The sequence below is a fragment of the Rossellomorea oryzaecorticis genome (assembly GCF_045897515.1).
GTDB lineage: Bacteria > Bacillota > Bacilli > Bacillales > Bacillaceae_B > Rossellomorea > Rossellomorea enclensis.
The window spans coordinates 1-13,031 of the sequence record NZ_JBJOSA010000027.1; the positions used below are offsets into that span (position 1 = coordinate 1).

The window sequence follows — 13,031 nt, forward strand, 5'->3', positions numbered from 1 at the left end:
GGGTAGCGAAGTGGCTAAACGCGGCGGACTGTAAATCCGCTCCTTCGGGTTCGGCAGTTCGAATCTGCCCCCCTCCACCATTGCATATTTAAGAATGAAATGGACATATTAGTAATGTCCCTTTTTTATGTCACATTATTGGGCTATAGCCAAGCGGTAAGGCATCGCACTTTGACTGCGACATGCGTTGGTTCGAATCCAGCTAGCCCAGCCATTGTGAGCCATTAGCTCAGTTGGTAGAGCATCTGACTTTTAATCAGAGGGTCGAAGGTTCGAGTCCTTCATGGCTCATCAAACATTTCTCACATCTTACCCATGGATGTGAGAAATTCTTATATCTAAATCGGGGCCTTAGCTCAGCTGGGAGAGCGCCTGCTTTGCACGCAGGAGGTCAGCGGTTCGATCCCGCTAGGCTCCACCATACATACGACATTGGAACCTCAACTCTTTTATGGAGTTGGGGTTTTTTTATGTGGCATGTCCTTGGCAGCGGGGGAAATGTAGATATTTGGGGTGAAACCATTCATTTGAGAGAGAATTTTTTCTTATTTACAAGGTTGGCGGCATTCCTTGGCGAGTTTTCAGTCAAAATAAGACTTGGAATCATCGTTGCTTGCCTCCTCCAATAAAGAATGGTGCCGGTTTGGTCGATAATTTTGCCGATATGTAAATAATTGCGCCTGAATCTGGATTATTGAGCCACTTTCAGTATAATTGCGCCACTTTCCAGATTATTGCGCCACTTTCGAAATAATTGCGCCACTTGTCGAAAAATCTCCATGAACTCGACAGAGGACCAACTGGACATCCTCCAACGCTAGTTCAACTCCAAGCACCAGCCACACTCACCACCCTCCTCATATTCTTCCAAAAACCCCGCCCCAAACCCACGCCCAACCGCATATATATACACAATCCTGTCCAGTTGAGTCATCCATCACTATCAAGATACAATAGAGGAAGATTCAGATAATTGGGATAGGAGGAATTTACATGAACAAAAACATATCAATCATCGGAGTACCAATGGATCTGGGACAGATGAGACGCGGGGTCGACATGGGGCCAAGTGCAATCCGTTATGCGGGGGTTGTCGAAAGACTTGAAAATCTGGGGTATGAAATAAAGGATCTCGGCGATATTGAAATTGGCCAGGCTGAGCGTGTACATAATAATCCTGATACAAATTTGAGAAATTTGAAAGCGGTTGCTGAAGCGAGCGGGAAGCTTGCATCCACTGTTGATGGAGTGATTTCAAGCGGTGATTTCCCCTTGATTTTCGGAGGGGATCATAGTATTGCCATCGGTACGCTGGCCGGGGTTTCCAAGCACTATGAGAATCTTGGGGTCATCTGGTATGATGCGCATGGCGATTTGAATACTGGTGATACTTCTCCATCCGGAAATATCCATGGAATGCCGCTCGCTGTGAGTCTGGGCATCGGCCATGAAGACTTGACGAGCATCGGCGGAAACACACCGAAAATAAAGCCTGAAAACATCGTGATCATCGGGGCACGTTCCCTCGATGAAGGTGAAAGGGAGCTTATTAAGGAAAGAGGCATCAAGGTATATACGATGCATGAAGTAGATCGCATGGGTATGGCGAAGGTGATGGAAGATGCGATTATGTACTTGAAAGGTAAAACGGACGGTGTACACCTGTCTCTTGATCTTGATGGTTTGGATCCAAGCGATGCACCTGGAGTGGGCACACCGGTTCTTGGCGGCATCAGCTACCGTGAAAGCCACCTGGCCATGGAAATGCTTGAAGAGTCTAAGCTCATTACGTCCGCGGAATTTGTGGAAGTCAACCCGATCCTGGATGAGAAGAATAAGACGGCAACCGTAGCCGTAGCACTAATGGGGTCTTTGTTTGGTGAGAAACTACTCTGATTGAAGGCAGGGGCACCCCTCGTCCGATAGATTAAAACAAAGAAGGCTGAAAACCTCCAAACAGGTTTTCAGCCTTTTTCTATCTTCTTTCAATTTTGTTTGACTAATTGGTATTGATTTAACAGATTATCCAGTCGTGTGCTTAAATGCACGACTTTTTCATCGGCGTATGATGACTCTTTTGCGAGTTCTACCATTTGGCGACGACAGTCTTCAATTTGGTACAAAAGCTCTTTATTAACCCTTCCACTCATGGTGAGTCCCCCAGTACTAATAAATATTAGTCCTTTTATACCCCTTTTCAATAAAATGTAAACATTTTTAATCAAAAATTTGTTAGGATTATATTATGAAAAAAATGAAACCTTTCTATAGGGTGTAACGTATATAAATATAGCCGCATAGAGCGGAGGTATAACTGAGATGGAAGCATTAGTGAAGAAACGGATAAAACAAGTATTAAAAGGCGACCAAAGTGCTTTTTCAGAATTGGTGGAGCTTTATAAGGATAAAGTGTTTCAGATATGTTTCCGGATGCTCGGGAACCGGCATGAAGCGGAAGATATAGCACAGGAAGCGTTTATCAGGGCTTATGTCAACATTGAAACCTTTAACCAGAAGAGGAAGTTCTCGACATGGCTGTTCCGGATCGCGACGAATCTTTGCATCGACCGGATCAGGAAGAAGAAGCCGGATTATTATTTGGATGCAGAAGTGGCAGGAACGGATGGACTGACAATGTATTCACAGGTTGCAGCCGATGTACAGATGCCTGAGGATGAAGTTGAAAACATGGAACTTCAAGAAACGATACAGAAGGAAATTTCCAAGCTGCCGGAGAAATATCGATCGGTCATCGTGTTAAAATATATCGAAGAATTGCCGCTGCAGGAGATCAGTGAAATACTGGATATGCCTTTGGGTACTGTCAAAACAAGGGTACATAGAGGGCGGGAAGCTCTTCGTAAGCAATTAAAATCTCTATAGAGAGGGTGAGTGGAAATGAAAACTTGTCCTGAAGAAATGATCGACTATATGCACGATTATCTAGACGATGACATATCAAGTGAAAATGAACAGGAATTAAAGCATCATCTGCAGCAGTGTGGGGAGTGCCAGCATCACTTTCATGAGCTGAAAAAAGCGATTGCATTTGTACAGAGTACTTCACACATCAGTGCACCTGATGATTTTACAAATAAAGTGATGGACAGATTACCGAAGGAAAAGAAAAAGGTTGGTGTGCAGAGGTGGCTTCGCCACCATCCGCTGATGACAGCGGCTGCTTTATTCATCTTCTTTATGACGGGAAGCCTCTTTGCCTCATGGAATGATCAACAGGATTTCTCCTTTACAAAAGATGAGGCGCTGGTCGTACAGGATCACACCGTTGTGGTTCCCGAAGGTAAAGTGGTCAAGGGAGATTTGACGGTCCGTAACGGCGACGTGAGAATAGAAGGAAAAGTCACAGGTGACGTAACCGTCATCAATGGAAATGTTCTCAACAATAATCAATACTTGGCTTCCGCAGGCACGGTGACCGGGGAGATCAAGGAAATCGATGAGGCATTCGAGTGGCTTTGGTACCAGATCAAAAGCGGGGCCAAAGATTTAGTTGAATGGGGAAATTCGCAACTTGATGAAAAGTAAGATATGATGAAAGGGACGAAAAGCTGCATGTTCGTCCTTGATGGGCTGACATGCGGGGAAGTTCCTTGTTTCATGTCAGTTTTTTTGCGGAATACTTTAGGTAAGGTATTTGGTAATTTTTAATTATATAGAGTCATGGGGTTCTTTTCTGTAACGGAGTGGGATTGTGCTATAATATACAGGTTACGAAAAAAGAAGCCACATGGCGGCTTACGCTTTCGATTAAGCTATTGGAGGATGTAATATGCCGTTTATCGATCTATTTTCAGATTACTCTGCCCTGGATTATGTCTCGGATATCGTAGACATTCTTGTGGTATGGTTTGTTATTTATAAATTAATCATGCTGATCAAGGGTACCAAGGCAGTCCAATTATTAAAAGGTATCTTTGTCATTATCATCGTCAGGGGACTCAGCAGCATCTTCGGCCTCGATACATTGGGGTGGATGATGGAGCAGGCGCTCACCTGGGGTTTCCTTGCGATCATCATCATCTTCCAGCCTGAATTGCGCCGGGCCTTGGAACAGCTTGGACGGGGACATTTATTCTCCCGTACCGGCATGCAGGAGGAGGAGGAGCAGGAGCAAATGATCGAGTCCATGACGAAGGCGGTCAGCTATATGGCGAAACGCCGGATCGGAGCCCTTCTTTCCATTGAAAGGGAGACCGGGATGAGTGACTACATAGAAACGGGCATCGCGATCGATGCAAAGATCACGTCTCAACTGCTCATCAATATTTTCATCCCCAACACCCCGCTGCACGATGGTGCGGTGATCATCCAGAAGCGTCAGATCGCTGCTGCAGCGTGTTATCTGCCGCTATCGGAGAGCCCTTTTATTTCAAAGGAGCTCGGAACGAGGCACAGGGCGGCCCTTGGGGTGAGTGAAGTGACGGACAGTATTACCATTGTCGTGTCTGAAGAAACGGGGGCAATCTCCATCACGAAGAATGGAGAACTGCATCGCGACCTGTCAATCGAGCGATTCAAGGAAATGCTGACAGTGGAATTGATAGGCGATAAGACGAGTGCTTCCTCATCAAAATGGAGCTGGAGGGGGAAGAAAGAAAATGGATAAATTCATGGAATCGAAATGGTTTATGCGAGTGGTTGGATTGCTTCTGGCTTTCATCCTCTATTTATCAGTGAACTTTGATGACATCCAGAAAACCGCATCCAACAGTGGAGGCGGAAATCCTCAGACGTCTTTTGATACTATCCAGGATATTCCTCTGGAAGTGTTTTATGATTCAGAGAACCTTGTCGTCTCGGGGCTGCCCGAAACCGTCAATTTGACGGTTGACGGCCCGAAGTCGATCGTACAGCCGACGAAGACATTAAAGGATTTTCAAGTATATGTCGATTTGAATGACGTAGGGATCGGGGAGCATCAGGTCCCTGTCGAGATCGATAATATCTCAGACAAATTAGATGTGAAGATCAATCCTGAATTTGTAACCGTCACCGTGGAGGAGAAAGTGACCGAAGAGTTCGGGGTGGAACCCGAGTTCAATTCTGGAGTCCTTTCAAACGGATTCGAAGCGGAAGGCTTATCCGTCAATCCTAAGACGGTCAAGGTTACTGGCGCTAAGAGTCAGATTGATCAGATCGCCTATGTAAAGGCAACCCTTGATATAGAGGGTGAAATAAGTGAGAATGTCACAAAAGAAGCGAAAGTTCAGGTCCTTGACCGTGAATATAACAAATTGAATGTCCAATTCGAACCGGAAGTGGTGGATGTCACCGTCTCGGTGGTGAATCCGAGCAAGGAAGTCCCGGTTACCGTCAAGGAAAAAGGTTCTTTACCTGAAGGCGTCACCCTTGAGTCCATATCGGTTGAACCCGAAACGGCCGACGTTTTCGGAAGGCAGGATGTGTTGGACACGATCAAAGAGCTTACAGCTGAAGTCGATCTAAGTAAGATCAAAAAAGATACGACCCTCACTGTACCGTTATCGTTGAAGGATGGCTTAAATAAAGTTGCGCCTGAAGAAGTGAATGTGAATGTGGATGTAACCACCAGCACCGAGAAAGAACTATCGGGTCTCGAACTGTCGCCTGAGGGCCTCGGAGAAGAGTACGAAGTGACGATCCTGGAGCCTGAGGGCGGAGCGGTAGATGCCACCTTAACGGGAGAGAACGGGGCAGTCGAGAAAATAACAAAGGAAGATTTCAACCTGGCACTTGATTTGACGGGTCTTGAACCGGGCGAGCATGAAGTCGAAATTGATGCGAAGGGTCCTGAAAATATAGATTGGACGTTATCTCAAGATACAGTGAAAATACAGATTAAAGAAAAGAACACTTCAGCATAAGAGCTGTGAAAAGGAGAGAATTTCAATGGGTAAGTATTTTGGAACAGATGGTGTACGAGGTGTAGCGAATGCGGAATTGACACCGGAATTGGCATTTAGACTTGGCCGATTCGGCGGTTATGTCCTCACAAAGGACGCGACACGTCCAAAAATCCTGATCGGAAGAGATACCCGAATTTCCGGGCATATGCTTGAAGGGGCACTGGTTGCCGGCCTGCTCTCGATCGGAGCGGAAGTGATGCGTCTCGGCGTCATCTCGACTCCGGGAGTATCCTATTTGACGAAAGCACTGGGTGCCCAGGCTGGAGTGATGATTTCTGCGTCTCATAATCCAGTTGCGGATAATGGAATTAAATTCTTCGGTCCCGACGGTTTCAAGTTATCGGATGAGCAGGAGCTGGAAATAGAAGAGCTGCTGGATCAAACGGAAGACAGCCTTCCGCGCCCTACTGGTGCAGACCTTGGCCAGGTAAGCGATTATTTCGAAGGCGGACAGAAGTACCTCCAGTATTTGAAGCAGACTGTAGACGAAGATTTCGATGGATTACATATCGCGCTGGACTGCGCGCACGGTGCGACTTCTTCCTTGGCGACCCACTTGTTTGCTGATCTTGATGCGGATATATCCACTATGGGCGCGTCCCCGGATGGATTGAATATCAATGAAGGTGTCGGATCGACCCATCCGGAAGCACTTGCTGAAATGGTGAAGGAAAAAGGTGCTGATGTCGGACTCGCATTTGACGGAGACGGGGATCGCATCATCGCTGTGGACGAACACGGAACGATTGTGGACGGAGATCAAATCATGTATATCTGCGGTAAGTACCTGAAGTCTGAAGGCAGATTGAAACAATCGACTGTTGTATCCACGGTCATGAGTAATCTTGGCTTCCATAAAGGGCTTGAAGAGCACGGAATCCAAAGTCTCCAGACTGCTGTCGGTGACCGCTATGTTGTAGAAGAAATGAAGACAAACGGATATAATCTTGGCGGAGAGCAGTCGGGACATATCATCTTCCTTGATTACAACACGACCGGCGATGGTCTTTTAACAGGTATTCAGCTGGTGAATATCATGAAGGTGACCGGTAAATCATTGTCCGAGCTTGCAGGGGAAATGAAGAAGTTCCCTCAGAAGCTTGTGAATGTGCGTGTAACGGACAAGCATCACGTAACCGACAATGAAAAGGTGAAAAGCGTCATTGAAAAAGTGGAAGAGGAAATGAACGGAAACGGCCGTATCCTCGTGCGCCCATCGGGGACAGAACCGCTCGTCCGCGTGATGGCTGAAGCACCGACTGAAGAATTGTGTGTACAATACGTCGATGAGATCGCACATGTGGTAAAAGAAGAAATGGGTTTAAACGAATAAACCGTTTTTATGCACAAGGGGTACATCTTTCACTCCTTGTGCATATTTAATAATGTGAGATTTTTTAAATCATGTGTTTATGATTACTTTGTTTCGGGAAGTTAACAAAGTGGTAACAACTCTATCCGGCGTTCATATTTTTATTGACGCAAGAGTTCCTGCTGGTGTATGATGATTTTGTTTTTGATTTTCAAATAATTTGGAAACAGTGCAATTGATTCAGATAAGGAAAGGTGGATTGTTCATAAATAACAATTAATAAAGCGCCAGGACTAAACGGAAGAGAGCCGTTTAGTTGACGAGGTGGAGGTTCAATCGAGTGTTCGGCGGATGCCTCCCGGTTCGTAAAGTCGCGGAGCCGTAAGATTCTTTCTTAAAACATCGAGGCAACTTGATGCACAAAGGGAAGATAAGCAGTGACTTACTAAAAAACTATGACAATTGAGATAAGGGGGCAGGCTGTCCCCAAAAGATATCTTGCCCCCTTTCATTCAGGGAGGATATTTAATTATGTGTGGTATCGTAGGATATATCGGAAATTCGGATACAAAGGAAATTTTATTAAAAGGTCTTGAGAAGCTTGAGTACCGCGGTTATGATTCTGCAGGCATCGCCGTTCAGAATGCTGAAGGGATTCACGTCTTCAAAGAAAAAGGCCGCATCGCAGATCTTCGCGGAATCGTTGATGAGAACGTAGCAAGCAACACAGGGATCGGACACACACGCTGGGCGACACATGGTGTACCAAGCCAGGTGAATGCTCACCCTCATCAAAGTACTTCAGGCCGTTTTACAATCGTTCATAACGGTGTAATCGAGAACTACTCACAGTTGAAGCGTCAATATCTTACGGATGTTGAGTTCAAAAGTGAAACGGATACAGAAGTCATCGTTCAACTGATCGAGAAGCTTGTAGAAGAAGGAAATGCTGTAGATGAAGCGTTCCGTCAGACATTGATGCTGCTTAAAGGATCTTATGCAATCGCGTTATTGGATGCTGAAAACGATGAAACAATCTTTGTCGGCAAAAACAAGAGCCCGCTGCTTGTAGGTCTTGGTGAAGGCTTCAACGTTGTAGCAAGTGATGCAATGGCAATGATCCAGGTAACAGATCAATTCGTTGAACTGATGGATAAAGAAATGGTCATCGTGACAAAAGAGAAGGTTGAAATTCAAAACCTGATCGGGGAAGTAATGGAACGTGCTCCTTACACTGCTGAAATTGATGCAAGTGACATCGAAAAAGGAACATACCCTCATTACATGCTGAAAGAAATCGATGAGCAGCCATTGGTGATGCGTAAAATCATCCAGGCATACCAAAATGAGAACAACGAGCTTCACATCGATGAGCCGGTTGTGGGTGCAATGAAAGAAGCGGACCGCATCTACATCATCGCTGCCGGAACAAGCTACCACGCTGGACTTGTAGGAAAGCAGTTCATCGAGAAGAGTGCAGGTATCCCTGTTGAAGTTCATGTTGCAAGTGAGTTCAACTACAATATGCCGCTTCTATCCGAGAAGCCATTATTCATCTTTATTTCTCAAAGCGGTGAAACGGCTGACAGCCGTGCCGTTCTTGTTCAAATCAAAGAGATGGGCCACAAAGCGCTTACGATTACAAACGTAGCAGGATCTACTCTATCCCGTGAAGCGGATTACACACTTCTTCTTCACGCAGGACCTGAGATCGCAGTTGCTTCTACAAAAGCGTATACAGCTCAACTTGCTGTATTGGCAATCCTGGCTCACGTAACAGGCCAGTCTTGCGGTACTGTTCAGGACTTCGATTTGATCCAGGAGCTTGGAATCGTAGCGACTGCTATGGAAGCTCTTTGTGATACGAAGGAAGAATTCGAAGAAATCGCCCGCGAATATCTGTCAACAACACGCAACTGCTTCTTCATCGGCCGTTCCCTTGACTTCTATGTAGGTCTTGAGGGATCACTGAAGCTAAAAGAAATCTCTTACATCCAGGCAGAAGGATTTGCCGGAGGAGAGCTTAAGCATGGTACGATCGCCCTGATCGAAGAAGGAACACCGGTTGTCGCTCTTGCAACGCAGGAAGCTGTAAACCTAAGCATCCGTGGAAATGTGAAAGAGGTAGTGGCTCGTGGCGCTAACCCTTGCATCATTTCCATGAAAGGCTTAGAAGACGAAGAAGACCGCTTCGTCATCCCAGAGGTTAACCCAATGTTAACACCTCTTATCTCTGTCATTCCGTTACAATTGATTTCTTACTACGCTGCCCTGCACCGCGACTGCGATGTAGATAAGCCGCGTAACCTGGCTAAGTCGGTTACGGTTGAGTAAGGAAATATAGATGAAACCCATTACTGTTGTTTGACAAAAAAGTTCTGTCTTTAACAAAAAAGTTTTGTCATTGACAAAAAAGATCTAACCCTTACAAAAAAGTTCTATCATAAGAAGACCCGATTCAATTTTTATTGTGTCGGGTCTTCTTTTTGTTTAAACACAAAGTTATTATAGGATTTCACCCAAATAAATGTAAACATATTATTGTGAAAATAAGGGAACTTTTAGGATTGTAAAAAACAAATATGATTGTTTATCAAGATTATTCCTGTACAGTTTCACGGCGGTTTAAATAAGGGTTGCCTAGGCTACTCCTATTTATTTTTGTAAGGAACTTGCACATTAATAAAACTTATTTGATTATGGTGACTAAATTGCAAGGCTATCGTTCAAGAGAGTAAGATTGATGATTGAATTATTAGTGTAGAATAAAAATTGTGAGAAATACTAAAATTAGGGTTCTTACTTTTTAAAATAGGGCTTGGGACCTAGTCGATGATTGGGCTCTGGCTGGTTTAACTTATTCATAGCATTTTGTATCATTACATTATGCTTTCAATTAGATCTTGAATTTGCAGTCTGCTTAAAAATTTGTACGAACCATCGTGCTTTAATAAAGTCTGTTTTTTCCAAAGGTTATTTCTCAAGGTTCTTCAAGATAAATACAACATTTAAATGGAGGGAAATTTATGAAAACAATTGTAGAGGCGAAAAAGATTAAAAAAATATATGGATCAAAAGGGAATGTATTTACAGCCCTGGACGAAATAGACTTGATCGTTCAAGAAGGTGAATTTGTTGGTATTATGGGTCCTTCAGGTGCTGGTAAATCAACATTGCTTAATGTATTAGCAACTATTGATGAACCGACTTCTGGTGACATCACCATTGATGGGAGAAGTATTGTCAAAATGAACGAAGAGCAACTTTCATCTTTCCGTCGTGATAAACTTGGATTCATTTTTCAGGATTACAACCTTCTTGATACATTAACGGTAAAAGAAAATATATTGCTTCCTTTAGCCTTGGCAAAAATGAATGTAAAAGAGTTGGAACGCAAAGTAGATGAAGTGGCTGATAAATTTGGGATTCACCCTATTTTAGAAAAGTATCCTTATCAAATTTCAGGTGGGCAAAAACAACGTACCGCTGCTTCTCGTGCTATTGTTGCAAAACCAAGTTTAATTCTAGCAGACGAACCAACGGGTGCCTTAGATTCAAAGTCAGCAGCCGATTTGTTGGAGAGCCTAAAGGACTTAAGTGAACAAGATAAAGCAACAATCTTGATGGTGACGCATGACGCATTTGCGGCAAGTTATTGTCAAAGAGTGGTTTTCATCAAAGATGGAAAATTATTTACTGAATTAGTGAAAGGCAAAACATCTCGTAAAGAATTTTTTAATAAAGTGTTAGATGTACTTTCTACACTTGGAGGTGGAGTAAGTGACGTTATTTAGTTTGGCGAGGAAAAATATTAAAGGAAATTTTAACAATTATATCGTCTATTTTGTTTCGCTAGTATTTAGCATGGTCATTTACTATACATTTGTTTCTTTGCAATATAGTGAAGAGATTCAAAAAAGTATTTTATTGTCTGATACGATGAACTTTATGTTTCTGGCTTCATCTGTGGTATTAATTATATTTGTTACTGTTTTTATATTATATTCAAATTCATTCTTCACAAGGCAGAGAAAAAGAGAAGTTGGGCTATATTCGATGCTTGGACTGCGTAAGAAGACAATCGGGAAAATGTTGTTTTATGAAAATTTTATTATGGGCATCATTGCACTTATCATTGGAATTGTTCTTGGAACCCTAATTTCAAAGCTATTTTCAATGATTTTGATAAATTTAATGGGTTCAACTGTGGAAATAAGTTTTGGTCTATCTTTTGAAGCGATAATCCAAACAGCTCTTGTGTTTATGGTAATTATTTTATTTACATCTATCCAAGGTTATCGTTTGGTTTATCGCTTTAAATTAATTGAATTATTCCATGCAGAAAAAAAAGGAGAAGAAATACCAAAGGTTTCCCCTATATCAACTGCAATTGGGCTTATTCTTCTTGTGGTTAGTTACTGGCTTATATTAAGACCATTTCCTGAAAAACTAACAATGGAATATATACAGCTTAATTATGGATTTGCATTAGTTTCACTTATCATTGGATCGCAGTTCTTTTTCCGTTCTGTAACTGTGTATTTATTAAAGCTATCGCAAAAAAATAAATCGCGTTATTACAGAGGTACGAATTTAATTGAAACAGCACAACATCTACATCGAATAAAAGGGAATGCACGCACCTTTACGATGATTGCATTATCGAGTGCTTTTACAATTAGTTTATTCGGGGCAACTTACGGCGGATATTATGGAAATGAAAAGCAAGCGGTAGAAGATGCAGCATTCAGTTATTCTCACTTGTCAAAGGGTGAAGATTTTGATACTAATATAGAAAATATTATCAAAAATGATAAGAACCATCCAATAAAGGCACAACTTGATCTTCCAGTTATCGAAGTGAAGGGGAAACCATTGTTTCAATTGGATTATTTAACTGAACCGATTAAATTGATACCTGAGAGTTCATTTAATCAAGCATCAATTGCTTTAGACAGAAAGGTAAGGGTATCACTTTCAGGGAACGAGGCAGCGGTGATAAAGCCAAGGGCAACTGAATTTACTGAGAAGGAATTTAAAGGTCAAGAAGTGGCTTTGCAAGATCCACATTCAAATCAAAACCTTATTTTTACAAAAATGATCGAAGGGAGTTTGCTTCCCTTTGATTACCCTGACTTTTTTGTTGTTGTTAGCGATGAAGTATTTGATGGAATAGCAAAACAGGTTACACCATTAACTTATAAATTATATGAGGTGGAAAATGAAAAGACCACTGAAGAAACTGCCATAAAAATAGACAAACTAACTGGTAATGACTTTCAGGCATCTTCAGCCTTTTTTATAGAGTACAAGGAAGGAAAAGAAGGGAACGCACTCAATCTCTTTATCCTTGGGTTTTTAGGTCTTGTGTTTTTAGTAGCAACAGGAAGTATTCTTTACTTTAAACAATTAACAGAAGCGAATGAAGTAAAGCCAAATTATGCAATAATAGGTAAAATTGGTGTCGGTAAAAGACAAATTCGTAAATCCATCGGTAAACAGATGCTTTTTGTGTTCGGGCTACCTTTAATGATTGGGATATTACACGGAAGTGCTATATTACATTTTGTTAGTAATTTTATGTCAAACCTAATAGGAGCAAATATGTTTGTTCCGATGTTAACTGCGATGGCGGCTTTTGTTCTCATTTATGTAGCCTATTATGTATTGACGGTTAACACTTACAATAAAATCGTGAATAAGTAAAAGATAAACATCTCCTTCCAATATAAGGAGATGTTTTTTCTATAAAAAAAATACAAATTACAGAGTATTTATTCAGAAAAATCGGAAATTACTTAATATATAGAGGT

At 42.4% G+C, this 13,031-nt stretch carries 10 protein-coding genes and 3 tRNA genes; 12 read left to right on the plus strand and 1 reads right to left on the minus strand.

What is annotated here, in order from left to right:
- The first annotated feature begins 139 nt into the window (after positions 1–139).
- The 4 genes from ACKA06_RS19550 to rocF all read left to right on the plus strand — a co-directional run bounded on the left by ACKA06_RS19550 (position 140) and on the right by rocF (position 1,896).
- Positions 140–214, plus strand: a tRNA-Gln gene (locus ACKA06_RS19550).
- Positions 215–218: 4 nt separating this feature from the next.
- Positions 219–291, plus strand: a tRNA-Lys gene (locus tag ACKA06_RS19555).
- Between the two features lie 54 nt (positions 292–345).
- Positions 346–421, plus strand: a tRNA-Ala gene (locus ACKA06_RS19560).
- A 572-nt stretch (positions 422–993) separates the two neighbouring features.
- A complete protein-coding gene (gene rocF, locus ACKA06_RS19565) occupies positions 994–1,896 on the plus strand; it encodes an arginase (RefSeq protein ID WP_411160423.1) in 903 nt (300 codons plus the stop codon).
- An 89-nt stretch (positions 1,897–1,985) separates the two neighbouring features.
- On the opposite strand, the gene ACKA06_RS19570 is transcribed toward rocF, so the two are convergent.
- Complete coding sequence (locus ACKA06_RS19570) at positions 1,986–2,150, minus strand: aspartyl-phosphate phosphatase Spo0E family protein (RefSeq protein WP_071617040.1); 165 nt, start codon at positions 2,148–2,150, stop codon at positions 1,986–1,988.
- A 169-nt stretch (positions 2,151–2,319) separates the two neighbouring features.
- Between ACKA06_RS19570 and sigW the strand changes: the two genes are divergently transcribed.
- The 8 genes from sigW to ACKA06_RS19610 all read left to right on the plus strand — a co-directional run bounded on the left by sigW (position 2,320) and on the right by ACKA06_RS19610 (position 12,924).
- Positions 2,320–2,883, plus strand: coding sequence for an RNA polymerase sigma factor SigW (gene sigW, locus ACKA06_RS19575; protein ID WP_032085315.1), 564 nt, complete (start codon positions 2,320–2,322; stop codon positions 2,881–2,883).
- A 15-nt stretch (positions 2,884–2,898) separates the two neighbouring features.
- Positions 2,899–3,546 (plus strand): zf-HC2 domain-containing protein, encoded by a 648-nt coding sequence (locus tag ACKA06_RS19580; RefSeq protein ID WP_032085316.1) that lies wholly within the window; start codon positions 2,899–2,901, stop codon positions 3,544–3,546.
- Positions 3,547–3,790: 244 nt separating this feature from the next.
- Positions 3,791–4,627, plus strand: coding sequence for a diadenylate cyclase CdaA (cdaA, locus tag ACKA06_RS19585; protein ID WP_032085317.1), 837 nt, complete (start codon positions 3,791–3,793; stop codon positions 4,625–4,627).
- Positions 4,620–5,864, plus strand: a complete 1,245-nt coding sequence (locus ACKA06_RS19590; RefSeq protein ID WP_411160424.1) for a CdaR family protein — start codon at positions 4,620–4,622, stop codon at positions 5,862–5,864. The genes cdaA and ACKA06_RS19590 overlap by 8 nt, the downstream gene beginning before the upstream one ends.
- A 25-nt stretch (positions 5,865–5,889) precedes the next feature.
- Positions 5,890–7,239: a phosphoglucosamine mutase gene (gene glmM / locus ACKA06_RS19595; protein WP_032085319.1), complete on the plus strand. Its 1,350-nt coding sequence runs from the start codon at positions 5,890–5,892 to the stop codon at positions 7,237–7,239.
- Positions 7,240–7,749: 510 nt separating this feature from the next.
- Positions 7,750–9,552: a glutamine--fructose-6-phosphate transaminase (isomerizing) gene (gene glmS, locus ACKA06_RS19600; protein WP_032085320.1), complete on the plus strand. Its 1,803-nt coding sequence runs from the start codon at positions 7,750–7,752 to the stop codon at positions 9,550–9,552.
- A gap of 692 nt (positions 9,553–10,244) precedes the next feature.
- Entirely contained in the window at positions 10,245–11,012 is a 768-nt protein-coding gene (locus tag ACKA06_RS19605) for an ABC transporter ATP-binding protein (protein ID WP_411160425.1), read from the plus strand.
- Positions 10,999–12,924 (plus strand): ABC transporter permease, encoded by a 1,926-nt coding sequence (locus tag ACKA06_RS19610; RefSeq protein ID WP_411160426.1) that lies wholly within the window; start codon positions 10,999–11,001, stop codon positions 12,922–12,924. The genes ACKA06_RS19605 and ACKA06_RS19610 overlap by 14 nt, the downstream gene beginning before the upstream one ends.
- Positions 12,925–13,031 lie beyond the last annotated feature (107 nt).